Origin of the sequence: Neisseria perflava, assembly GCF_019334725.1 — a bacterium.
In the GTDB taxonomy this organism is placed as follows: domain Bacteria; phylum Pseudomonadota; class Gammaproteobacteria; order Burkholderiales; family Neisseriaceae; genus Neisseria; species Neisseria subflava_A.
In genome coordinates this window covers 1,570,743-1,592,946 of record NZ_CP079818.1, presented here as the reverse complement: position 1 = coordinate 1,592,946, position 22,204 = coordinate 1,570,743, and the positions used below count along the sequence as shown (strand labels likewise).

Sequence of the window (22,204 nt, the reverse complement as noted above, 5' to 3'; positions counted from 1 at the left end):
ACAGCACGCTTTACTATTTTTGGTTTAAAGCAGTAAAACGATTAAAGGTTGAATATGAACGATCGCCAAATAGATCAAGTTTTGGTGGAGCGCGCACAGAAAGGTGACCATAAGGCATTCGAGATGCTGATGTCCAAGTATCAGCGTCGGCTAAACAGACTGATTTCCCGTTTTATTCAGGATGAGCACGAAGTACACGATGTAACCCAAGAGGCAATGATTAGGGCTTATCGTGCATTGGCAAATTTTCGTGGAGAAAGTGCATTTTATACGTGGCTGTACCGTATCGGTATCAATACAGCAAAGAATTTCTTGACCACTTCGGGTCGCCAGTTTTTTGTCAGCTCGGAAGCAGCCAATGAGGAGGGAGATGTTCTCGATTTAACCGATCAGATTGCGGATTACCATACGCCGGAAGCTGAAATGATGAATCGGGAAATCTTGCAGACCGTCGAAGCAAGCATTGCGCAACTGCCAGACGATATGCGTCAAGCCATTACGCTTAGGGAAATGGATGGCTTGTCTTACGAAGAAATAGCTCGGGTAGTGGATTGTCCGATAGGTACTGTACGTTCGCGTATTTTCAGAGCGCGTGAACTGATTGCAAAAGATTTGCGGCCGCTGTTGGATACTTCTGAAGATCAAAGGTGGTAATAAAAATGAACGACAAAACAAATAAAGCATTGGAGTATGTGTCTGCATTGATGGACGGTGAAGCATTGACTGATGAGATGCTGGATGCCGTATTGGCAGACGAGGAAGCTATGCGCGCTTGGCATGAGTACCACATTATCGGCGACTGTATCCGTCAGGGTGCGGCGGCGAGTGTTGCCGGTGAAACCATGCAAAGCAAAGCATTTACAGTGCCTCAAGCTGAAGGCAAACAGGAAAAATATGCTCAGCGTGAAGCGGCCAATAGCGGCTTCTTCAAATTCTTCGCGGCCGCTGCCAGCGTGTGTGCGATTGCTGTTGCAGTATGGCAATTTACACCGCAAACTTCTCGTGACGCTATGCCGGTTGCAGAGAAGTCTAATATTCAGCCTGCCCAAAATATTATTCCGGTAAGCGGTACGCCTAGTGATAAAGCAGCTTCAGAGCCTGGCGAGACCGTTGTACCGAATGCGGCAAAAGACGGAAAAATTGAAAATCGTCCGACTGTCCGCACCGAGCAAAAAAATGAGCAGCAGACTGTTGTGCAGTAAAAAATGAAATCATGCAAAACCCTTGCTTTATGGCAAGGGTTTTTATTTTTTCAGTAAAACCGTCAGGCCGTCTGAAAGCATAGCTTCAAAGAAGTCAAAACAGTTATAATGCGCTCCATGAAACTGATTACCTCTGCTCAAAACGAACAGCTCAAACATTTATTCCGTCTTTTGACGCAGGCCAAAACAAGGCGCGAAAGCGGTGAAACCGTATTGGAAGGCGTACATCTGCTGCAAACTTATTTGCAAAGCGGCGGTACGCCCAAACAGGTTTACCTGCCTGAAAAGAAACAACAACATCCTGAAATTCAAGAAATTACGGCGCAGTTGAACGAGGGATTGATTACTTGGGTCGGTAACGAAGCGCTGTCTAAAATCACCAGTCTGACCGATGCCGATGATGTGATGACTTGGATTGATATTCCGAAACAGGCAGGCTTGCCTTCACACGGAGATTGCGTGGTATTGGAGCGGGTACAAGACCCCGGCAATGCAGGCACGATTTTGCGCAGCGCGGCGGCGGCCGGAGTCAAGCAAATCGTGTGCGGCAATGATTCCGTAGATATTTGGTCGCCCAAAGTGTTGCGGGCAGGGATGGGTGCGCATTTTCTGCTGTCTATTTTTAGTCGAGTGGAATTATCCGCTTGGATGGAAAGGTATCAGCATCAAATTTGGGCAACTGCCTTGGGTGGCCGCAATATCGGGTTGTATGAAATGGATCTCAGTAAACCTTGCGCTTGGGTATTTGGCAACGAGGGCAGTGGCGTGAGTGAAACGGTAAAAGAGAAGGCTGATGCTTGTGTCAAAATTCCCATGTTGGGGCAAACCGAATCCCTGAATGTCGCGATGGCGGCAACGGTTTGTCTGTTTGAACAAATGCGGCAGCGTATCCATGCTCGGGCCGTCTGAAAACCATAATATGATTTTATTTTAAGGAACGAAAATGCAAATACTGACTTTTGATGAAGCGGCACGCAGCCGATTAATGGAATTGCTGGATGCCAAATCCGAAGCCCACAACACCATGCGTTGTGATGAAGTTCAAGGTTTTATGATGGCTTTATTGAGCGGTCCGGATGCTTTGAATCCGACCAACTGGCTGCCTGAGATTTTGGGTGAAGAATCTTTGTTTGATGCCAAAGAGCGCACTGAAATCGAGCGTTTGGTCATGGCAATGGCCGCCGATATGCGCATGAAGCTCAACGAAAAAATTCTGCCTGATTTGTGGTTTTATGAAGATGAAGCCGGCAATCCGGATTTTTACACTTGGTGTAACGCCTATCTTTATGCACTGGATATTGTGCCTACCGATTGGTTTGAAGCAGTCGATCAGGAAGAATTTGAAGACTTGTTCTATCCGATTATGGCCTTGGGTGGCATCTATGATGATGAGGAAAACGGCGAAGTTATTTTACATCTGAATGAAAAAGAGCTGACCCAGCTGGAATCTGATTTGCCGCATGTCCTGCTGGATATTTACTGGTATTGGCAGGCCATCATCAATAAGCCGCAAACAGTACGCCGCGAAGGCGAAAAAGTGGGTCGCAACGATCCTTGCCCGTGTGGCAGCGGTAAAAAATACAAAGCCTGCTGCGGCAAATAAGAAAAATAAATAGAGCAATGAAAATGCCGTCTGAATGCTTGAAATTCAGACGGCCTTTAATATTTTTTGTTTAGAAGAATGAGGCTAACCAAACAAACAGGATGGTCAGTGCGATGGTCAAGGCGCAGCCGATTTTGGCCACGGTGCCGATGATAAAGCCGATGAACGTACCGATACCTACTTTGCCTGCCTGCCATGTGTCTTTGCGTGCGATAAATTCGCCGATGGCCGCTCCGGTCAACGGACCAAGTAACAAGCCGGGAATGGAGAAGAATGCGCCGACGATACCGCCGATAAATGCACCCCAAACCGCGGTTTTACTTGCGCCGGTATATTTTGCACCCAACGCACCCGCCACATAGTCCATTGCAGTACCGAATACGGCAACGATGGCCAAAAAGGTCAGCGTACCCGAGCCAAACACTTGATAATCGCCGGCATAACCCAACAGCCATGCGCCGCCAAACATCAAACCCAATCCGGGCAAGGCAGGGTAAATCGTTCCCAAAATACCGACAACAATGGCGATTAAACCGAGAACTATGAGAACAGCAGTCATGAGGTTCCTTTTGAATTTAAGAGTGTAATAACGGCAGTATTATGGGCACTTTTTGTTATATTTTTTGAGAGATTGTGCAATAAAATGAAAAATTATCCGGAGGAGCATTCAATTAAAATTGATGGGTAAATATCTGAACTCATTATTGTGAATCACGCTGTGGATAATTAAATAAATTTTTATTCAAATATAAAAGCAGGCCTACCAATACAGCTAAGTACACTGCAACCCAATACGCATCCGTATAACCAATAGCCTTGGCCAGCCGCAGGGCGGCGAAACCGGCCGCGTAACTGCCGAGCAGAACCACGGAAAATTGCAGGCTGCTGTCGAGTGCGGCGGTGGCGCGGTCGGATTTGTCCATCACCAACGCCAGTATTACCGGCAGCAGCAGCGTGTAGCTCAGGCTCAGGGCGATGATTTGCGCGGGGGGCAGCCAAGGGTGGACACGTGCGAGCGTGTCGATGGCAGTCATGGACGCCAAAAGCGGCAGTTGCAGCACGTAGAGCAGGAAAACGAGTTTGCGGCGTGGATAATTGCGCGAAAACCAGCCCGACAGCGGCGTCACAATCAGGCAGGCAACAGGAATACCTACCGCCAAAATCCCGCCTGTCTGTTTCGGGGTGAAGCCCAAATCCGCCAGTTTGGGCACAAAAGTCGCCGCCATAAACGCATATGGTGCAGCAACGGCAAACAGCAAAACCAGCCACCGCCAGCCCGTTTCAGGTTGCTGCCAAAAAGAAACCAGCCGTGCTGCCAACGCCGTCCAACTGCCTTGCGCAGTCGGACTTTCCGGCTCGCGGTAGCACAAGAGTTGCAGCAGCATCAGCAGGCTGAACGTCAGCATAAAGCCCGCCGCCGCCGTCTGCCCGTATTCCTGATACAGCCACAATACCAGCGCGCCGCCGATCATCTTGCCGCCGCGCGCCGCCATCGTCTGAATCACGCCGCCGAAACCGCGTTCGCGGTGCGGCAGGACGATGCACGACAAGCCCAGCATCGCGCAGCCGTACACCGCCGACATTGCCGAGAGCAAAACGCAGCAGGCCAGAAGCAGCGGGAAGTTCTGCGTTATGTCGGTGCAGGCTATCAGCCCGAACACTGCCGAAAGCCCCAGTGTCGCCGCCAGCAGCCAGCCGCGAAACCGCCCGAACCGCCCCGCCGGCCGTCGCTCCATCAGCGCGGCAAACAACACCTTCGCCGCTTCGATACCGCCGATTAAATGTATCCAGCTCAGTTGATTCAGGCTGTAACCGTGGTTTTTCAAAATAGCGACCAGCGCGACCAGATAAAAACCGGTCAGCGTGAATTTGTAGGTACTGCCGCCGATAAGCAGCAGCCAGTCGCGTGAGTTTGGGGAAGTCTGATTGTCGGACATCACATGATTCTTTTGAAGATGAGGCAAATAAAGGGACAAGGCCGTCTGAACATATTGGGTGGCAATACTTGATTTGTATTTAAATAGGTTTAGTATCTTTTCAGACGGCCTTCAACGCTTCTTCTGCGCGAAGCAGGGCGGTTGTTTCATCTGCTTCGACGATGTAGTTCACACCCAGCGCGGGGCCGAGTTTGGACGATTGTTCGCGGAAGAACGCCAGTTGCGCCGCGTCGGGTTCGATAAGGAGCATGGCGGCGCAGCGTTCGGACAGTTGCGGCCGATGTGCCTTTATCCATTCGATGTAGGTTTTGCGGTCGGCAATGCGCTGTTCGTCGCTCACCTGCCGCCGCATGGGTGTGCAGACGGTAGCGAAGCGGCGGTTTTGGTTTAACAGGGTTTCGAATTCGGCCAGCCAGTCGGAAAAGTCGGCGACGTGGGTCAGGTCGGTCAGGTAGATGGTGCCTTCGGGCAGGGTTTTGGCGGGGGTGAAGTAGTGCATCGGATTCCTTTGGGTGTTGGGAAGCAGGGTAGGTTAATAGTTGGGCATTTATGCTTGGCTTTTTATTTAGACTTCTTGTGCCGTCATTCCCGCGCAGGCGGGAATCCAGAATGGAGACTCGAAGGCACTTCTTTATCCGATAAGTTTCTGTGCGGATAGGTCTGGATTCCCGCCTGCGCGGGGGTAGCGAAGCAGACTTGCGTAAGCTAATGACGATAATCGGTTGTTACGGCTGTTTCAGACGACCTTCGTTATTCCAGTCACCGTAGGTAGAGCATTGATGCCCGACCTACGATTGTTTCAGACGGCCTCCATCATTTCAGCCCCGCCTAAAACTTCCATTCCGCGCTCACGCCCACGCTTCTGGGGCGTTGGTAGAGTGCGTCTTGGCGGTCGGCGCTAGAAATGAATATGGGTCGGCGGCGGTTGAACACGTTGTCGGCGTAGAGCGAGATGCGGCCTTGTTTGAAGTTGTAGGCGGTGTAGAGGTTGACTTGGTTGTATGCGCCGATTTTGCCTGATTCGGCATTGTCGGCGGCGGAGTAGTAGCCGCCGTAGAAGCGCACGTCGCCGCCGGCTTCCCAGCCTTTGTCGTTCAGGTATTTCACGCCGATGTTGGCGGTGTATTTGGGCGCACGGCCGAGTTTGTTGCCTTCGATGCCACTGTCGGGATAGCTTTTGATTTTGGTGTTGAGCAGCCCCAGTCCGGTGGTGAGTTTCAGGCTGTCGGTCGCCTGCCAGTCGGCGGCAAGTTCCGCGCCGTAGGTATGGACTTTTTTGGCGTTGCGGATGACGACGGAGTTGGTGCCGAGATAGAAGGGGAGCTGCATGTCGCGGTAGTGGTTCAGGAACAGGTTGCCGGTGAGTTGCAGGCGGTGGTCTGCGCTGCGCCAGCGGGTGTACCACTCGTAGTTGTTCACATATTCGGGTTCATAAGTGTAGGTTACGACAGGGCGGCCGAAGGTGATGCCCGCGCCGCCCGGATTGTAGCCGCGCGCGGCTTTGATGCCGCTGACCCATTGGTCGGTGGGTTTGAAAGCGATGTCGATTTTGGGCAGGAACACGGTCTGGCCTTTGTCTAAATCAAGGTGCAGCGCGCCGCTGCCGCCGCTTCGTTTGTGCGTTTCTTTTTCAAGGCGGGCGGCGGCCGTGATGTCCCATTTTTCGCTGGGGCTGTATGTGGTTTCGGCAAACAGGGCGCGCACGCTGTTGCGGTCGTCAAAGGTGTTGCGGCCGCCGACGCTGCGGATATCTACCCATTCGTCTTGTTTGCTGCGGAAGTAGTGCAGTCCGGCAAGGCCTTTCAGACGACCTTTGTTGGAAAAATGCAATACCGGCTCCCATTGCAGTTCGCGGCCTTTGAGTTCGGCGGGCACGCCTTGCGGGCTGACGGTCATCGGCAGGTGCAGCCGCTCGTTGTGGTAGCGGCCGTAAATCAGTTTGTTTTCCAGTTTCAGATAGTCGTTAAGCTGCCACGATACGTCCCAGATGCCCGATGTCGAGCCGGTTACGAACACGGGCTTTTCTTTTAAAAAGCGGCGGCTGGCGGTGTTGCCCATGATTTCGTTTTGCGGCGCGCGCGAACGGATGTGGTTCAGCGTCAGGCGGCTGTAAAAATCGGGATGGTTTTCGGGCGTGAGCAGGAGTTTGAAGCGCACGTTGGTGTTTTCCACGCGGCGCGGGTTGCCGGTCGGCTCATAGGACACGAACGGTTCGTAGCTTTCGCGTTGCTGCCGCTCCGCGCTCAAGCGGAAGGCAAGGTTGTTTTTCACAATCGGGCCGGACACTACGCCGGCAACATTACGCGTTTTTTGGTTGCCCAAACCCAAGCGCAGCGCGCCTTCCCATTCGTCGGTCGGGTCTTTGGAACGCATCACCACCGCGCCCGCCACCGCGTTCTGCCCGCGCACATGGCTTTGCGGCCCGCGCAAGACTTCCACCTGCTGCATGTCCCACAGCGACTGCGTGCCGAAGGCGAATTCATTGTAAGTGGCGGAGCGGCCGTCTATGGAGAGGTTCAGGCGCGGCCGCGTGCCCGCGAAAAACGCCACCGCGCCGACGGCGGGACCGGAGCCGTCCACACCGCGCACGGTCGGCAAATCGTTGCCGCTGCCCAAGTCCACCGTGTTTACGGTCTGTTTCAGCAGGTCGGTCGCGGAAAGGTTGTGGCCGCTGCGGTCGATGTTCGGCGTGGTGAAGACGCGGTTGGACGTGGCGGTTTCAAAGCCGCTGCGGTTGGTGCGTTCGCCGGTTACGACGACTTCTTCCAACTGCACCTGTTCCGCATCTTGCGCCGCATCGGCGGCATAAATCCATTCGGAGGCGAAAGCGGCAGCAATCAATAGGGGGAGGCGGCGGAGGGTGTGTTTCTGCATTTCCTTATCCTTTCAGACGGCATACGTCGGGGTGGATTGAACATCAGGTAATCCAATTGCTCCGTCAGTATGCAAATATTTGTGTTTACACATTTACATAAAACAAACTATTAATGTAAAGTATAAGAAATAAGAAACAGGAATGCAAGTGTTTATCATTCACTTTGTTTCCCCTCTTATCGTGAATTGTCCAAAAAAATCCCTCTCCTATTTGGGGAAGAAGGTTGGAGGAGGAAAATTATGTAATCTTCATGAATTTAGCCTGCTAAGCATTCGACAGCCTCTATCAGTAGGGCAGTGAAGGAATAAGGAAAGAGGCCGTCTGAAACGCCGCCGTATTGCCATTGCCGCCGTGGGGAAATATGATGAGTATCCGACTTGCGGATAACTTTAATGAAAACCCTTTATGAACAAAATCAAAATCTTCTTACCGTCATGACTGCCAGCAAACAACAAACCATCGCCGACACCGCCCGCCGCCTGTTCCGCGAACATGGCTTTTCCGCCGTATCCGTAGGCAGCATCTGCGCTGAGGCCGACGTCAGCCGCGTCACTTTTTACAAATATTACAGCGGTAAAAACGCACTCTTGCAGGCAATAGTTACCGAGCAGAAAAACCGCGTCCGTGCCGAATTTGAAAATCTGCTTGAACGGCAATGCAGCCTGCGCGAAGCCGCTGAGGCTGTGTTTGCCCTGCAAAAACAATCGTTTGAAGAACTTTATTCCGCCGCTTTCCTGCGCGACATTGAAGAGAACATCGATTTGGAGCTGGAGCGCTTTTTCCGCGAATTGAACGAAGAAAAATACGCCTTTATGCGCGGATTCTTCCATGCTCTGCAACAACGCCGCCTGATTCAGCCCGATTTGCCGGTGGAACTCATCGACCTGTTCATTCGTCAGGCGGATATATTGATGCGCCATCCTCAACTGACCGCGCTTTATGCCGCCGCGCCGCAAAAGCTGCCGCAAGACGTATTGGGATTGCTGCTGCACGGTTTGTCAGGGAAAGAATAGATAAAAAAGAATAGAAAAATTTTAAATATGAATATTCGGACGGCCTTTCGGTAAATAGCTACCGAAAGGCCGTCTGAATGTCTAAACGCGTTTACATACCGCAGGTTTTGGGTTTATTTGCCAAAATATTGATGACTTTGCGTTCGGCTTTTTGCGGTTCGATTTTGATTTCGCTTTCGTCTTCTTCGCTGCCGTCGGAGAAACGTTCCGGCATTTTTTCGCTGTCAAACGCCAAGTCGCCGCCGTGTTTCAGGTTTTGACCGCGTTCCAAGCCGACAAAGTCGAAGAGTTCGGTATCGACTAAATGTGATGGAACGACGTTTTGCAGGGCGGAGAACATGGACTCGATACGGCCGGGGAAGCGTTTGTCCCAATCGCGCAGCATGTCGCCGATAACTTGGCGTTGCAGGTTGGGCTGGGAGCCGCAGAGGTTGCATGGGATAATTGGGAATTGCTTCAGCTCGGCGTATTTGATCAAGTCCTTCTCTTTGACATACGCCAGAGGACGGATGACGATATGTTCGCCGTTGTCGCTCACCAGTTTGGGCGGCATGGCTTTGAGTTTGCCGCCGTAAAACATATTCAGGAACATGGTGGCGAGGATGTCGTCGCGGTGGTGTCCCAAGGCGATTTTGGTGCAGCCCAATTCTTTTGCAGTGCGATAGAGAATACCGCGGCGCAAACGGCTGCACAGCGAACAAGTCGTTTTGCCTTCGTCCAACACGCGTTTAACGGTGGAGTAGGTGTCTTCTTCAACGATTTTGTAGGGAACGCCGATACTTTCGAGATAGGTCGGCAATACTTCTTCAGGGAAGCCCGGCTGTTTTTGGTCGAGATTGACGGCGACCAGTTCGAAATCAATCGGCGCACTGGCTTGAAGCTGGCGCAGAATATCTAAAAGGGCGTAGCTGTCTTTGCCGCCGGAGAGGCAGACCATGATTTTGTCGCCCGGTTCGATCATATTGAAATCGTTAATGGCATCGCCGACGGCGTGGCGCAGGCGTTTGCTGAGTTTGTTGTTTTCTAATTCTTGCTTGGTTTTTTTGGACATGGCTGTTTGTGCTTTGAAATAATAGAAAAATTTAAGGGCGGTATTGTACCTCAAAAGAATAAAGGCCGTCTGAAAAACTGCGCTTGCTTGGTTGAAGCGGCGTTTTCAGACGGCCTGATATTTGTGCTTTATTTGATTTGAAGGGCGGTAATTTTGATTTCAACCTTCCAGTCTGGTGAAGCCAGTTTCGCTTCCACGCAGGCGCGGGCCGGAGCGCGCTCAGGGGCTGTCCATGCGTCCCAGGCTTCATTCATAGCGGCGTAGTCGTTCATATCGGGCAGATAGATGGTAGCTTCTAAAATGTGGGCTTTGTCGGATTGGCATTGTGCGAGCCATGAATCGATTTGCGCCAAAACGTTTTCAGTTTGTGCTTTGGCGTCGGCTTCAGGATTTTCGGGAACCATGCCAGAGAGGAAAACCAAGCCGTTGGCTACGACGGCTTCCGAATAGCGTTTGCTTGTGCCAAGATAGCGGATGTCCATGTTGTCTCCTGATTTCAAAAAGAAGGTATGGTAACATTGCAGTTGTTTACGTTCCACATTTAAGAGGGGCCGTCTGAAAAGGGTGGCGGAAAACAACCATGAGTAAAGCAGAATATCCGGTTACGCAGGCAGTGCGCTTTTTACGCAGTAAGAAAATTGATTTTGTCCCTTATGTTTATGCGTATGAAGAACATGGCGGTACGGCGCGTTTTGCCGAATGTACGGGCAAGCCCGAGCATCAGGTCATCAAAACGATCGTTTTGCAGGATGAGCATAAAAAAGGCTTGGTTGTGTTAATGCACGGCGACAAACATATTTCTACCCGCAATCTGGCGTGCGAACTGGGCTTGAAACACATCGTGCCGGCAACGGCAGATCAGGCGGCGAAATGGACAGGATATTTGGTTGGCGGTACGTCGCCGTTCGGTATGAAAACCGCATTGCCGGTTTATGTGGAAGAAAGCATTTGGGCTTTGGACGAGATTTTTATCAATGGCGGCAAACGTGGGTTTATCGTAGGCATGAAGCCTGAAAACCTGCGGACGCTCAATCCGAAAGATGTTCATGTTGCAGTCGATTCATAAAGGATAGGAATACAGATGGAACAATTAAATTTATACGAAATCTTGGGTGTATCTCAGGATGCTGATATCAGCGTTATCCGCGAGGCTTACGGTAAATTGGTTGCCAATCCGGATATTCAGAAAGATGCGGAGCGTTTCAAAGCCATCGGACAGGCGTTTGAAGTATTGTCTCATCCGGAAAAACGTCTGGCTTATGATGCGGCGATGCAGTACGAGCGTCAGGAAGTCAAAGAAAACAGCTTCAATGATACGGCGGCCAATCATACGGCAAACTATAATACAGGGAACAATAATACGGGGGGCAATATGGTCAATACGTCCAAATCCGAAGTGAAAAACTATGTTTTTATTGCCTATGTGACATATGCCTTGGGCTTGTTTATTTGGTTTACACCCGTCGTCGGTGTGATTTTGGCGTTTATCAAACGCGATGAAGCGCAAGGCAGCATTTACGCCAGCCATATTGATTATCTGATTAAGACATTTTGGGTGTCTTTGATTGGTATGGTTTTAGGGATGCTGACCATACTTATCTTAATCGGTTGGCTGATTTTGGCGGCAACCGGTGTTTGGCTCATTTATCGTGTAGTCGTCGGATTGATTAAACTGAATGAAGATAAGCCTGTTTCTAATCAAGGATGGTTCTAAAGCATGACATATTTATTGGCAAGTATCGTTTGCAGCGTGTTGGTTTCAGTACTGCTGAAAGTGGCGCGCAAGCAAAAAATCAATATCGAGCAAGCGGTGGCGGTGAACTACATCGTTGCCATCACTTTGACCATGCTGGTGTTAAAGCCTGATTTGAGTAATCCGCAGGTATTTTTACCGACTTGGTGGCTTTTTGCGGCATTGGGCATTTTGCTGCCAAGCGTGTTTGTCATTATGGGCAAATCGGTAGATGCGGCAGGTATCGTCAAATCGGATGCGGCGCAACGCTTATCGCTGTTTCTGCCGATTGTCGCTTCATTCACGCTTTTCCATGAGCAGTTGACCGAAGGCCGTCTGATCGGTTTGGTATTGGCATTTACGGCACTGTTTTTCTTGCTTTGGAAAAGCGATGGCGGCAAGAAATCCGGTGGCTTCAGCACGCAAGTAATGCTGCTTTTGGGCGTTTGGTGCGGCTACGGCGTCATCGATATTTTATTCAAACAAGTGGCAAAAAGCGGTACCGCGTTTGCCGGCAATTTGCTGGTGGCGTTTTGTTTGGCCGGCATCTTGATGTTTGGCTACCTGTTTGCCAAAGGAAGCAAATGGACCAAAGAGGGCATAGTAGGCGGTATGATTTTGGGCTGTCTGAACTTTTTGAATATTGTTACCTACATTTCTGCACACCAAATCATGAAGGATAATCCGACTTTGGTGTTTGCGGGTATGAATATTGGTGTGATTGTTTTGGGTACGCTGATTGGTGCGGCAATATTTAAGGAAAAAATCAGCAGCATTAATGCAGCCGGTATTAGCATTGCTATTTGCTCGATAGCCTGCCTGTTTTACTGGCCGCAGATTCGCAGCTTACTGGGTTAAAAATACTCAGGCCGTCTGAAAGTTTTCAGACGGCCTTATTTTTATTATAAAATAGCCATTTATGCGCCGATTTGTCCGTATGGAAATTAATTTGCGCTTACGGGCGTTTCTATGTTAAACAAAGAAGTTGAACTCACACAATAATATCGATAGTTACATCATGAAACATATTAAAAAACACATTCAATGCGCCGTTCTCGGCATGCTGGTATTGTCCGGCTGTCAATCGTATCAGGAAGATCAAAGCCGTCGCAGTAAAATGGCTCAATTCGCGCTTAACCATCCCGTAGCCGCCCAAGTTATCGGCATGGAAGACGAAGGTTTAATCAATATGACCAGCAATGCCACACGCTTTGCCGAGCGTTCAGGTTTGGATGACAAAGCAAACGGCGACAGCAGGGGAACACAAGTCAATGCCGTACGCCAAGCATTGTGGCAGGCGGCGATTGCTTCCAAATTCGACAGCATTATTGCAGAAAAAGCAGGTAATGCGCGTCTGACGGATATGGAATTGCGTGAAGGTAAAGATGACTACTTCAGCCGCTACCTTGCCGACCAAGCGGTTGATCAGCGCAACAACCGTATCGGCCGCAGTATCGGCAGTGCCAAGCCTGACAGCGATATGAAAACGCTAGCGGCAAGCATTTTGTTCTACTACAACAAAGTAGGCTTATGGACGGCTTCCGAAGTGAAAAACCGTTGGCACATCAAACAGGAAAAACTTTCAGACGGCCAGTATGCCGAGGCATTGAAAAACATCGCCCAATTGGATCAAAACGGTATGACCGAACAGGAACGTAGCGGTTATAAAACCGATACGCTCAGCGAAATTAAACGTTCGGTCAAAGCCATACGTCAAGTCGAAGACTGATTTTAAGACTTCATCATTTAAAGGCAATTATTATGAATTTCCCTCCGCGTTATGTCTCAAACACCCGTATGCGCCGTATGCGTAAAGACGATTTTTCACGTCGTCTGATGCGCGAGCATACTTTGACGGCAGATGATTTAATCTATCCGGTTTTTGTATTGGAAGGCCAGAATCAGGAAGAGGCAGTCCCATCCATGCCGGGTGTCAAACGCCAAAGTTTGGACAAATTGTTGTTTACCGCTGAAGAAGCACTGAAGCTCGGCATTCCTATGCTGGCTTTGTTTCCCGTGGTAACGCAAAACAAAACCGAGTTTGCTGAGGAAGCTTATAACCCTGCAGGCTTGGTGCCGACAGTAGTACGAACCCTGCGCGAGAAATTCCCAGAGCTGGGTATCATGACCGACGTTGCCTTGGACCCTTATACCATTCACGGCCAAGACGGTTTAACCGATGAAAATGGCTATGTCCTCAACGATGAAACCATTGAAGTTTTGGTAAAACAGGCTTTGTGTCATGCCGATGCAGGCGCACAAGTCATTGCCCCATCCGACATGATGGACGGACGTATTCTTGCCATCCGCGAAGCCTTAGAAGATGCCGGCCATATCCATACGCGCATCATGGCGTATTCGGCAAAATATGCTTCGGCGTTCTACGGCCCGTTCCGCGACGCCGTCGGCAGCTCCGGCAATTTGGGTAAGGCAGACAAGAAAACCTACCAAATGGACCCTGCAAACACTAATGAAGCCTTGCACGAAGTAGCATTGGATATTCAAGAGGGCGCAGACATGGTCATGGTAAAACCGGGTCTGCCATATTTGGATGTCGTCCGTCGAGTCAAAGACGAGTTCGGCGTACCGACTTATGCTTACCAAGTTTCCGGCGAATATGCCATGCTTCAGGCTGCCATTCAAAACGGCTGGTTGGATGGTGAAAAAACCATTTTGGAGAGCCTGTTGTCATTCAAACGCGCCGGCGCTGATGGTATTTTGACTTACTATGCGATTGAAGCGGCAAAATTGTTGAAGAAGTAAAATAAAGAAATAAATCAAAAAGCGGCAAACAGTGTTTATCCTGTTTAGCCGCTTTTTTATATTACTTAAGATTGGCTCAATAGGGCCTGACTAAGGTTTATTTTTTGAAAATCTAAAGAGTTTTGCATAAATAAAGGCCGTCTGAAAAACAGTTACCTGATTTTTCAGGCGGCCTTATATGATTTAAACCTTAGTGGTGGCTGCAACCGCCGTGGGTTTCACGCAAAGCTTCGGCTGCTTGTTCGTCTGCGTGGTAGCTGGAGCGAACCATTGCGCCGATGGCGGCATTGGTAAAGCCTAATTCGTATGCTTCTTTTTCAAAAACTTTGAATTGATCGGGCGTTACATAGCGTAAGACGGGCAGGTGGCCGTCTGAAGGTTGCAGATATTGGCCGATGGTAATCATCTCGATATTGTTGGCACGCATATCGCGCATGATTTCGCGCACGTCCTCGTCTGTTTCGCCCAAGCCGACCATGATGCCGGATTTGGTCGGAATATGGGGCATCATTTCTTTGTAGCGGCGCAGAAGCTCGAGGGAGTGTTGGTAGTTGGCACCCGGACGGGCTTTTTTATACAGGCTTGGATGGGTTTCCAAGTTGTGGTTCATCACGTCGGGCGGGGTTTCTGCCAAGATTTCCAGTGCGATGTCCAGACGGCCGCGGAAATCGGGAACAAGGATTTCGATTTTGGTATTCGGGCTGGTTTCGCGGATGGCTTTGATGCAGTCGGCGAAATGTTGGGCACCGCCATCACGCAGGTCGTCACGGTCGACGGAAGTAATCACGACATAGCGCAGGTTCATGGATTTGACGGATTCTGCCAAGTGTTTAGGCTCGTCAGGATCCAACATATTGGGGCGGCCATGACCAACGTCGCAGAACGGGCAGCGGCGTGTACAAATATCGCCCATGATCATGAATGTGGCCGTACCTTTGGTAAAGCATTCGCTGATATTTGGACAAGATGCTTCTTCGCACACGGTATGCATTTTTTGTTCGCGAAGAATGTTTTTGATTTCAAAGAATTTCTTACCCGGTAATTTGGCGCGGATCCATTCGGGCTTTTTCAATTTTTGTTCCAATGGAACAACTTTAATCGGAATGCGTGCAGTTTTGTCTGCGCCTTTCAGTTTGATGCCGCGTTTAGGGTCGTGTTTTACTTCTTCACTCATGGTGATGTGTTCTTTCTGTCGTTATAAAGGCCGTCTGAAAAGCTTATTGTAGTCTTTATGACCTAGGGGCTTGTGGGTTCAGAGGGGCAGTTAAAAGATGGCGTTGGGGTTGAATATTTTCAGACGGCCTTATGCCAGCTCTTTTTGTAAATGCTTGGTCAGTTTGTCCGAAACTTCTGCCAAGCTGGGTGCCGGAGAGACGTAGTCAGCAATTTGGGTCATTTCCATACCGGCATAACCGCAGGGGTTGATATGGGTAAACGGACTTAAATCCATGTTCACGTTAAGCGCCAAGCCGTGGTAAACGGAGCCGTCTTTGATACGCAGGCCCAGGGAAGCGATTTTACGCTCGCCGACATAAACGCCTGGACGTTTGGGATCGGCGGCTGCTTCGATGCCGTATTCTGCCAAGGTAGCGATGATGCTGTTTTCAAGTGCGGAAACGATATGGCGCACACTGGTCTTACGGCGTTTGAAATTGATCATCGTATAAACGACCAATTGGCCGGGACCGTGGTAGGTAATTTGACCGCCTCTGTCAATTTGGACAACGGGTATATCGTCGCGAATGAGGAGGTGTTCAGGTTTTCCGGCCAAGCCCTGGGTGAATACGGGCGGATGTTCGACCACCCATAATTCGTCTTCGGTGTTTTCGTCACGCGAGGCATTAAATGCCTTCATGGCTTCGAAAGTCGGCAGGTAATCGACCAAGCCTTTGTGCACGATTTTCATTACAGCACCACTTTTACCAATTCGTGTGAAGTCAGGTCGCGGTAAATATTGTCGAGCTGCTCTTGGTTATCAACATTTACTTTGACGGTTGCGCTGGTGTAGTTGCCTTTGCTGCTTGGGCGCGTAGTAATGTGGTGCGGCTCGGTATCGGGAGCATGTTTGCGCACAGTTTCCAAGATGGCGGATTCAAATTCCGGATGAACCGCGCCCATGACTTTTACAGGGAAGGTGCAAGGGAATTCAATTAATGATTTTTTTTCGGTTGAGTCTGTCATGGTTTACTACCTTGTTTGGTTAGCCAGGGCCGTCTGAAAAGTTTTCAGACGGCCCAAAATCCGATATATTTTATCGTAAACGTCCATATCGGGCTATTAAAAATGATGTTTTCGAAAATAGGTGCGGATAAGCTGTTTTCAAGTCTTGAAATGGAGCGCTTCAACCCAATTTTGAGCTACATTCTGATTTAACAATGATTGAGATTTCTAACTATGCCGACAAAAGACAAATATTTCGAGGAATACAGTGCGCTGGCTACCTTGCCTTTACGCGATGTCGTGGTGTATCCGCATATGGTATTGCCGCTGTTCGTCGGTCGTCCTAAATCGATTGCGGCCCTTGAGGCGGCAATGGCCAATGATGATCCGGTTTTCCTGTTGGCCCAGCTTGACCCTAATACAGAAGACCCTAAAGCTGAAGACTTGCACCAGACCGGTACGGTTGCCCAAGTTTTGCAGGTTTTGAAGCTGCCTGACGGTACTGTTAAAGTGTTGGTGGAAGGTATCCGTCGTGCGCGCGCGTTGACGGTTGACGAAACAGGCGGATTGTTTTTGTCCCATGTTGAGGTGATTGATGAAAATAGCGACAAGGACAATCCCGAAATTGAAGCCTTGCGCCGTACCTTGCTGACTCAATTTGAGCAATATGCGAAATTGAACAAAAAAATTCCTGCCGAAGTCATCAGTACCATCAGCAGTATCGATGACAACAGCCGTCTTGCCGATACGATTGCCGCGCATTTACAGCTGAAGTTGGAGCAGCGTCAATATGTGCTGGAGACCGCCGGCATTGTCGAACGTTTGGAATTTCTGCTGGCTCAGTTGGAAGCCGAACTCGACATCATGCAGGTTGAGAAACGCATCCGTGGCCGTGTAAAACGTCAAATGGAAAAATCCCAACGCGAGTATTACTTGAATGAGCAAGTGAAAGCGATTCAGAAAGAATTGGGCGAAGAAGACGAGCGCGGCGAGCTGGACGCGTTGGAAGCAAAAATCAAAGAAGCAGGCATGAGCAAAGAGGCTGAAGAAAAATGTCTGTCTGAATTGAAAAAACTGAAAATGATGCCGCCGATGTCTGCGGAATCTACCGTCGTGCGCAACTACATCGATACTTTGCTTGAGTTGCCATGGAAGAAAAAATCCCGTGTCAGCAAAGATATTGCCAAGGCTGATTTGATTTTGAATGCCGACCACTATGGTTTGGAAAAAGTCAAAGAACGTATTTTGGAATATTTGGCTGTTCAAAAACGTATGGACAAGCTCAAAGGCCCGATTTTGTGTTTGGTCGGTCCTCCGGGAGTGGGTAAAACTTCCTTGGGCGAATCGATTGCCAAAGCTACAGGCCGTCAATATGTGCGTATGGCATTAGGCGGCGTGCGTGATGAAAGCGAAATCCGCGGCCACCGCCGTACCTATATCGGCTCTATGCCGGGCAAAATCCTGCAAAACATGGCAAAAGCGGGTGTAAAAAACCCATTGTTCCTGCTTGATGAAATCGACAAAATGGGCAGTGATTTCCGTGGCGATCCAGCCAGTGCATTGCTTGAGGTGCTTGATCCTGAGCAAAATAACAAGTTTGCCGACCATTATGCCGAAGTCGATTACGATTTGAGCGATGTGATGTTTATTGCCACTTCAAACAGCTTGAATATCCCGACTCCGCTGCTTGACCGTATGGAAATCATCCGTCTGTCCGGTTACACGGAAGATGAAAAAATCAATATCGCCATGCAATACCTTGTGCCGAAACAAATGAAGCGCAATGGTGTGAAAGAGGGTGAGTTGGTGGTTGATGAAAGTGCGGTGCGCGATATTATCCGTTACTACACTCGCGAGGCCGGCGTCCGCTCGTTGGATCGCGAAATTGCCAAAATCTGCCGCAAAGTAGTAATGCAGGTTACCTTGAATGAGGATAAGAAAAAAGCGTCCAAATCCAAAACAGTAAGCAAGGCCAAGCCTAAAGCGATTAAAGTTACTGAGAAAAATCTGCATGACTATCTGGGCGTGCGCCGTTTCGACTATGGTGTGGCCGAAAGCGAAAATCGCATCGGTCAGGTAACCGGTCTGGCTTGGACCGAAGTCGGTGGCGAGTTGTTGACCGTTGAGGCGGTTGCCTTGCCGGGCAAAGGTACGATTCAATGTACCGGCCAACTGGGCGATGTCATGAAAGAATCGGTATCGGCCGCATGGTCGGTTGTCCGTTCACGTGCTGAATCAGTGGGTCTGGCTCCTGATTTTTACGAGAAGAAAGACATTCACGTCCATGTACCTGAAGGTGCGACGCCGAAAGACGGTCCGAGTGCAGGTATCGCCATGACTTTGGCGATGGTTTCTGCCTTTACCAAAATTCCGGTGCGTGCAGACGTGGCGATGACCGGCGAAATCACTTTGCGTGGCGAAGTCTTGCCGATTGGCGGTTTGAAGGAAAAACTGCTGGCTGCTTTGCGTGGCGGGATCAAGCATGTATTGATTCCAAAAGACAACGTCAAAGATTTGGAAGAAATCCCTGAAAATGTTAAAACCGGTCTGACCATTCATCCGGTCAAATGGATTGATGAAGTGTTGGCTTTGGGTTTGGAAGCTCAGCCTGAGCAATGGGCGGCTGAATTGGCGGTTGACGAAACTCCGCAAACTTCTAAGACGAAGTCAAGAACAAAAGCAACCAAGCATTAAGTTGGCCGTCTGATGTTGCAAAAAATGTGGTTTTGCCCTGAATGCCACAAAAATAGGGCAATTCCACATCTTTTACTTGACATGATAATTTCAGAATTGCTATAAAGTGCGTATGTGCTTTAAAAGTGCTTAAGCCCCGAGTATTCGGGCATTTCATCATTTTTTACGATAGGAAGGGACTAATTGTGAACAAGTCTGAATTGATCGAAGCAATTGCTCAAGAAGCCGGCATTTCCAAATCTGCTGCGCAAAAAGCTTTGGATGCTACTACTAATGCCGTAACCAACGCGTTGAAAAACGGCGACACTGTTACTCTGGTCGGTTTCGGTACTTTCTACGTCGGCGAACGCGCCGAACGTCAAGGCCGCAACCCTAAAACTGGCGAGCCTTTGACTATTGCTGCTGCTAAAACTCCTAAATTCCGTGCCGGTAAAGCATTGAAAGACGCTCTGTAATTTAGAGTCTTTCCCTGAATGGGAATAAAAAACCGATTTGATTCGGTTTTTTATTTTGAAGGCCGTCTGAAACCTTTTAGACGGCCTTTAGTTTGTTGAGTGTATAAAAAGGCTGAAATCCTAATGATAAAAGGATTTCAGCCTTTTTAGTTTATCTTGTTACATTTGATTTTTACATTAATAAGATTTATCATTAGCAAAGAAAATAACAATACTTAAAACAAACCGCACTTATTGAAAGAAGGGGCAAATAGCCACTCATAACCAACCTTTCAAATGTGCCACACATTCGTCAGCACTTCTCACATTTCTAATAATCTGATTTTTTAAAACAAATGAAAAGAGAGGCTTATGTCTACCATTCCTTTGTCGCGCCTTAAAAAAGGCGCAGTCGTACATATTGATTCCATTGCTCCCAACCCTGTTTTTGGTGATTTGGATACCTTGGTAACCCGTCGTCTTTCGGATTTGGGTTTTTCCAGCGGAATGCCGTTGCAAGTGATTGCAGTGGGTGGTTTTGGGAGAGGCCCGTTTGCGGTACGTTTGGGCAATCAATCCCAATTTTCCCTGCGTTTGGAAGAGGCCGGGAAGATTATGTGTCGTATCGTTGAGGCCGTTTAAGGCCGTCTGAAAGAATAAGGAAAAATGATGGAACTAAGCTATTTTGCCTTGATTGGCGCGCCAAACTGCGGCAAAACCGTTTTGTTCAACGGTTTGACCGGCTCACATGCCAAGGTTGCCAATTATCCGGGCGTAACTGTCGATAAGCGCGAGGGCGCCTTCCTCGACGACGAGGCCGTCCGCATTATCGACCTGCCGGGCACATACAGCCTACGCACGACCAGCCCCGACGAAGCGGTGGCGAAAGATGTAATGGTAGGCAAGATGGGCATTCCGCCCGATGCCATTATTGCCGTTGCCGACGCGACCAACCTGCGTATGACCCTGCGCATGATTTTGGAACTGAAAACGCTGGGACTGCCTATGGTGGTGTCGCTGAATTTGAGCGACGTGGCCCGCAAAAGGGGCTTGAATATCGACGCGGCCAAACTGAGCGAGTTGTTGGATGCACCTGTTTTGGAAACAGTTGCAGTGAGCGCGTCGGGCGTACAGGCTGTACGCGAAGCCGTGGCGAAGCTGCCGCGCAAACGCTCTTTCCCCGCAAACCCCGCCTCTGCCGAACGCACGCTCGATGCGCTGGATAGCGACAAACTTTATCAAGAAGTCGAATCGATTTTGGCACAAGTGGTACGCACCCAGATGACGCTGCCCGCATGGCACAAAAAACTCGACGACATCGTGCTGCACCCCGTCTGGGGCATGATTATGCTGCTGGTTATCCTGTTTATGGTGTTCCAAGCGGTATACACTTGGGCGGCGCCGATTATGGACGCCATCGAAGGTGGCTTTGCCGCGCTGGGCGAATGGATAGGCGCCAACATGGAGCCGGGCATCCTCAGCGACTTGCTCGTCAACGGCGTCATTGCCGGTTTGGGCAGCGTGTTGGTGTTCCTGCCGCAGATTACGATTTTGTTCGCCTTCATCCTGCTTTTGGAAGACTCAGGCTACCTGCCGCGCGCGGCTTTCTTGTTGGACAACCTCATGGCAAAAAGCGGCCTGTCGGGACGCTCGTTTATCCCGCTTCTGTCGAGTTTCGCCTGTGCCGTTCCCGCCGTGATGTCGGCGCGTACGATTAATGACCCGCGCGAACGCCTCGTTACTATCGCCGTCGCCCCGCTGCTGACCTGCTCCGCGCGGCTGCCCGTTTACGCGCTGATTATCGCCGCCGTCATTCCTAATCGCACCGTAGGCGGGATTTTCAACCTGCAAGGACTGACGCTGTTCATCCTCTATCTCGCAGGCATCCTGTCTGCCGCCTTGGCAGCGTATATCATGAAACGCTTGGCGCGGATGAAAGGCAATGTGCAACAATTCCCACTTTTGATGGAATTGCCGACTTTCCGTACGCCTAACTTCAAACACATCATGACCAGCTTGTGGGATAGGGTAAAAGCCTTCCTGAAACGCGCGGGTACCATCATTTTTGCATTGGCCGTGGTTCTGTGGGGCTTGGTAAGCTGGCCGCAACCGCCTGAAGGCGCAACCGGTGCAGCCATCGATTACAGCTTGGCAGGTACGCTTGGTCATGCTATTCAGCCGTTGTTTGCACCTTTGGGTTTTACTTGGGAAATGTGTATCGCCATGATTCCGGGTATTGCCGCGCGCGAAGTGGTCGTTGCCGCATTGGGTACCGTTTATGCCGTCAGCGCGTCGTCTGAAGATGCCGTACAAAACGCATTAATTCCCATCATACACAACAACTGGGGCTTGCCGACCGCCTTTGCCTTCTTGGCTTGGTATGTGTATGCTCCGATGTGTGCCGCGACTTTGACCGTGATTAGACGCGAAACCAAATCCACGAAAAATATGCTTATGATTACAGGCTATTTGTTCCTGATGGCTTATTTTGCCGCATTCGTGGTTTACCAAATTTCTTCAAGGATACTATCGTCATGACTCAATATATTATCGTCGGCTTGATTATGCTCGCCTGCGTATTCTTCCTCTTGCGAAAATTCGTGTTCAAACCAAAAAAACGAGACTGCAGCAGCGGCTGCGGCAAATGCGGCGGTTGCGGTTAAATATTGATAACCAGAAAGAAGAAAGGTCGTCTGAAAAGAGGTTTCAGACGACCTTTTTAACGCAAACCGTTATAATA

Annotated in this window: 24 protein-coding genes; 15 read left to right on the top strand and 9 right to left on the bottom strand. The window is 49.8% G+C overall.

All coding sequences use genetic code 11. From position 1 onward, the window contains the following. Positions 1-54: 54 nt before the first annotated feature. From rpoE to LPB400_RS07590, 4 genes are all read left to right on the top strand, one after another. A complete protein-coding gene (gene rpoE, locus LPB400_RS07605; RefSeq protein WP_036493687.1) occupies positions 55-654 on the top strand; it encodes an RNA polymerase sigma factor RpoE in 600 nt (199 codons plus the stop codon). 5 nt (positions 655-659) lie between these two features. After that, positions 660-1,202 (top strand): sigma-E factor negative regulatory protein, encoded by a 543-nt coding sequence (locus tag LPB400_RS07600; protein WP_219088613.1) that lies wholly within the window; start codon positions 660-662, stop codon positions 1,200-1,202. Between the two features lie 117 nt (positions 1,203-1,319). After that, positions 1,320-2,111 carry a TrmH family RNA methyltransferase gene (locus tag LPB400_RS07595; protein ID WP_107792096.1) on the top strand — a complete coding sequence of 264 codons (792 nt, stop codon included), beginning with the start codon at positions 1,320-1,322 and terminating at the stop codon, positions 2,109-2,111. A 34-nt stretch (positions 2,112-2,145) separates the two neighbouring features. After that, positions 2,146-2,805 carry a YecA family protein gene (locus LPB400_RS07590; RefSeq protein ID WP_049348483.1) on the top strand — a complete coding sequence of 220 codons (660 nt, stop codon included), beginning with the start codon at positions 2,146-2,148 and terminating at the stop codon, positions 2,803-2,805. 70 nt (positions 2,806-2,875) lie between these two features. Here the strand turns inward: LPB400_RS07590 and LPB400_RS07585 are convergent, their stop codons facing one another. From LPB400_RS07585 to LPB400_RS07570, 4 genes are all read right to left on the bottom strand, one after another. Further along, positions 2,876-3,364, bottom strand: coding sequence for a DUF456 domain-containing protein (locus LPB400_RS07585; protein WP_063075298.1), 489 nt, complete (start codon positions 3,362-3,364; stop codon positions 2,876-2,878). 142 nt (positions 3,365-3,506) lie between these two features. Then, entirely contained in the window at positions 3,507-4,742 is a 1,236-nt protein-coding gene (locus tag LPB400_RS07580) for an MFS transporter (protein ID WP_219088611.1), read from the bottom strand. A gap of 100 nt (positions 4,743-4,842) precedes the next feature. Then, a complete protein-coding gene (locus tag LPB400_RS07575) occupies positions 4,843-5,241 on the bottom strand; it encodes an extensin (protein ID WP_219088609.1) in 399 nt (132 codons plus the stop codon). Positions 5,242-5,570: 329 nt separating this feature from the next. Beyond that, positions 5,571-7,616 carry a TonB-dependent receptor gene (locus LPB400_RS07570; RefSeq protein WP_070460769.1) on the bottom strand — a complete coding sequence of 682 codons (2,046 nt, stop codon included), beginning with the start codon at positions 7,614-7,616 and terminating at the stop codon, positions 5,571-5,573. 393 nt (positions 7,617-8,009) lie between these two features. On the opposite strand from LPB400_RS07570, the gene LPB400_RS07565 reads away from it, so the two are divergent. Next, a complete protein-coding gene (locus LPB400_RS07565; RefSeq protein WP_070460767.1) occupies positions 8,010-8,630 on the top strand; it encodes a TetR/AcrR family transcriptional regulator in 621 nt (206 codons plus the stop codon). Between the two features lie 91 nt (positions 8,631-8,721). Here the strand turns inward: LPB400_RS07565 and ttcA are convergent, their stop codons facing one another. Both ttcA and LPB400_RS07555 read right to left on the bottom strand, forming a co-directional pair. Further along, positions 8,722-9,681, bottom strand: coding sequence for a tRNA 2-thiocytidine(32) synthetase TtcA (gene ttcA / locus LPB400_RS07560; protein WP_107792031.1), 960 nt, complete (start codon positions 9,679-9,681; stop codon positions 8,722-8,724). A 128-nt stretch (positions 9,682-9,809) separates the two neighbouring features. Continuing rightward, on the bottom strand, positions 9,810-10,163 hold the full coding sequence (locus LPB400_RS07555) for a RidA family protein (protein WP_049349838.1): 354 nt from the start codon (positions 10,161-10,163) through the stop codon (positions 9,810-9,812). 98 nt (positions 10,164-10,261) lie between these two features. Here LPB400_RS07555 and LPB400_RS07550 point away from each other — a divergent pair, with 98 nt between their 5' ends. The 5 genes from LPB400_RS07550 (at position 10,262) to hemB (ending at position 14,176) form a co-directional block, all read left to right on the top strand. Further along, a complete protein-coding gene (locus tag LPB400_RS07550) occupies positions 10,262-10,747 on the top strand; it encodes a YbaK/EbsC family protein (protein WP_070460765.1) in 486 nt (161 codons plus the stop codon). Between the two features lie 15 nt (positions 10,748-10,762). Next, positions 10,763-11,395, top strand: a complete 633-nt coding sequence (locus LPB400_RS07545; protein ID WP_070460763.1) for a DnaJ domain-containing protein — start codon at positions 10,763-10,765, stop codon at positions 11,393-11,395. 3 nt (positions 11,396-11,398) lie between these two features. After that, positions 11,399-12,271, top strand: a complete 873-nt coding sequence (locus LPB400_RS07540) for a DMT family transporter (RefSeq protein ID WP_107769386.1) — start codon at positions 11,399-11,401, stop codon at positions 12,269-12,271. 160 nt (positions 12,272-12,431) lie between these two features. Then, positions 12,432-13,142, top strand: coding sequence for a DUF6973 domain-containing protein (locus LPB400_RS07535; RefSeq protein ID WP_107769385.1), 711 nt, complete (start codon positions 12,432-12,434; stop codon positions 13,140-13,142). A 32-nt stretch (positions 13,143-13,174) separates the two neighbouring features. Next, complete coding sequence (gene hemB, locus LPB400_RS07530; protein WP_107769384.1) at positions 13,175-14,176, top strand: porphobilinogen synthase; 1,002 nt, start codon at positions 13,175-13,177, stop codon at positions 14,174-14,176. 190 nt (positions 14,177-14,366) lie between these two features. On the opposite strand, the gene lipA is transcribed toward hemB, so the two are convergent. The 3 genes from lipA to LPB400_RS07515 all read right to left on the bottom strand — a co-directional run bounded on the left by lipA (position 14,367) and on the right by LPB400_RS07515 (position 16,357). Continuing rightward, entirely contained in the window at positions 14,367-15,350 is a 984-nt protein-coding gene (gene lipA, locus LPB400_RS07525) for a lipoyl synthase (RefSeq protein ID WP_070591250.1), read from the bottom strand. A gap of 129 nt (positions 15,351-15,479) precedes the next feature. Next, positions 15,480-16,082, bottom strand: coding sequence for a lipoyl(octanoyl) transferase LipB (gene lipB / locus LPB400_RS07520; RefSeq protein WP_049352317.1), 603 nt, complete (start codon positions 16,080-16,082; stop codon positions 15,480-15,482). Further along, entirely contained in the window at positions 16,082-16,357 is a 276-nt protein-coding gene (locus LPB400_RS07515) for an HP0495 family protein (protein WP_049328369.1), read from the bottom strand. Before LPB400_RS07515 ends, lipB begins: the two co-directional genes overlap by 1 nt. Before the next feature lie 213 nt (positions 16,358-16,570). Between LPB400_RS07515 and lon the strand changes: the two genes are divergently transcribed. The 5 genes from lon (at position 16,571) to LPB400_RS07490 (ending at position 22,127) form a co-directional block, all read left to right on the top strand. Next, positions 16,571-19,030, top strand: a complete 2,460-nt coding sequence (gene lon / locus LPB400_RS07510; protein ID WP_219088606.1) for an endopeptidase La — start codon at positions 16,571-16,573, stop codon at positions 19,028-19,030. 185 nt (positions 19,031-19,215) lie between these two features. Continuing rightward, a complete protein-coding gene (locus LPB400_RS07505; protein WP_003683413.1) occupies positions 19,216-19,485 on the top strand; it encodes an HU family DNA-binding protein in 270 nt (89 codons plus the stop codon). Positions 19,486-19,836: 351 nt separating this feature from the next. After that, positions 19,837-20,106 carry a FeoA family protein gene (locus LPB400_RS07500; protein WP_003683509.1) on the top strand — a complete coding sequence of 90 codons (270 nt, stop codon included), beginning with the start codon at positions 19,837-19,839 and terminating at the stop codon, positions 20,104-20,106. A gap of 27 nt (positions 20,107-20,133) precedes the next feature. Beyond that, the gene (feoB, locus tag LPB400_RS07495; RefSeq protein ID WP_219089722.1) at positions 20,134-22,002 is read left to right on the top strand and encodes a ferrous iron transporter B; all 1,869 of its coding nucleotides are present in this window, start codon (positions 20,134-20,136) and stop codon (positions 22,000-22,002) included. Then, on the top strand, positions 21,999-22,127 hold the full coding sequence (locus LPB400_RS07490; protein WP_003683546.1) for a FeoB-associated Cys-rich membrane protein: 129 nt from the start codon (positions 21,999-22,001) through the stop codon (positions 22,125-22,127). Before feoB ends, LPB400_RS07490 begins: the two co-directional genes overlap by 4 nt. Positions 22,128-22,204: the final 77 nt, after the last annotated feature.

Bases quoted from the DNA above. Each gene is read 5' to 3' on its own strand.
- lon (WP_219088606.1), top strand. From the start codon at position 16,571: ATGCCGACAAAAGACAAATATTTCGAGGAATACAGTGCGCTGGCTACC.
- LPB400_RS07540 (WP_107769386.1), top strand. From the start codon at position 11,399: ATGACATATTTATTGGCAAGTATCGTTTGCAGCGTGTTGGTTTCAGTA.
- LPB400_RS07580 (WP_219088611.1), bottom strand. From the start codon at position 4,742: ATGTCCGACAATCAGACTTCCCCAAACTCACGCGACTGGCTGCTGCTT.
- rpoE (WP_036493687.1), top strand. From the start codon at position 55: ATGAACGATCGCCAAATAGATCAAGTTTTGGTGGAGCGCGCACAGAAA.
- lipA (WP_070591250.1), bottom strand. From the start codon at position 15,350: ATGAGTGAAGAAGTAAAACACGACCCTAAACGCGGCATCAAACTGAAA.
- LPB400_RS07515 (WP_049328369.1), bottom strand. From the start codon at position 16,357: ATGACAGACTCAACCGAAAAAAAATCATTAATTGAATTCCCTTGCACC.
- LPB400_RS07535 (WP_107769385.1), top strand. From the start codon at position 12,432: ATGAAACATATTAAAAAACACATTCAATGCGCCGTTCTCGGCATGCTG.
- LPB400_RS07590 (WP_049348483.1), top strand. From the start codon at position 2,146: ATGCAAATACTGACTTTTGATGAAGCGGCACGCAGCCGATTAATGGAA.
- ttcA (WP_107792031.1), bottom strand. From the start codon at position 9,681: ATGTCCAAAAAAACCAAGCAAGAATTAGAAAACAACAAACTCAGCAAA.
- LPB400_RS07565 (WP_070460767.1), top strand. From the start codon at position 8,010: ATGAAAACCCTTTATGAACAAAATCAAAATCTTCTTACCGTCATGACT.
- lipB (WP_049352317.1), bottom strand. From the start codon at position 16,082: ATGAAAATCGTGCACAAAGGCTTGGTCGATTACCTGCCGACTTTCGAA.
- LPB400_RS07595 (WP_107792096.1), top strand. From the start codon at position 1,320: ATGAAACTGATTACCTCTGCTCAAAACGAACAGCTCAAACATTTATTC.
- LPB400_RS07575 (WP_219088609.1), bottom strand. From the start codon at position 5,241: ATGCACTACTTCACCCCCGCCAAAACCCTGCCCGAAGGCACCATCTAC.
- feoB (WP_219089722.1), top strand. From the start codon at position 20,134: ATGGAACTAAGCTATTTTGCCTTGATTGGCGCGCCAAACTGCGGCAAA.
- hemB (WP_107769384.1), top strand. From the start codon at position 13,175: ATGAATTTCCCTCCGCGTTATGTCTCAAACACCCGTATGCGCCGTATG.
- LPB400_RS07585 (WP_063075298.1), bottom strand. From the start codon at position 3,364: ATGACTGCTGTTCTCATAGTTCTCGGTTTAATCGCCATTGTTGTCGGT.
- LPB400_RS07600 (WP_219088613.1), top strand. From the start codon at position 660: ATGAACGACAAAACAAATAAAGCATTGGAGTATGTGTCTGCATTGATG.
- LPB400_RS07490 (WP_003683546.1), top strand. From the start codon at position 21,999: ATGACTCAATATATTATCGTCGGCTTGATTATGCTCGCCTGCGTATTC.
- LPB400_RS07555 (WP_049349838.1), bottom strand. From the start codon at position 10,163: ATGGACATCCGCTATCTTGGCACAAGCAAACGCTATTCGGAAGCCGTC.
- LPB400_RS07545 (WP_070460763.1), top strand. From the start codon at position 10,763: ATGGAACAATTAAATTTATACGAAATCTTGGGTGTATCTCAGGATGCT.
- LPB400_RS07500 (WP_003683509.1), top strand. From the start codon at position 19,837: ATGTCTACCATTCCTTTGTCGCGCCTTAAAAAAGGCGCAGTCGTACAT.
- LPB400_RS07550 (WP_070460765.1), top strand. From the start codon at position 10,262: ATGAGTAAAGCAGAATATCCGGTTACGCAGGCAGTGCGCTTTTTACGC.
- LPB400_RS07570 (WP_070460769.1), bottom strand. From the start codon at position 7,616: ATGCAGAAACACACCCTCCGCCGCCTCCCCCTATTGATTGCTGCCGCT.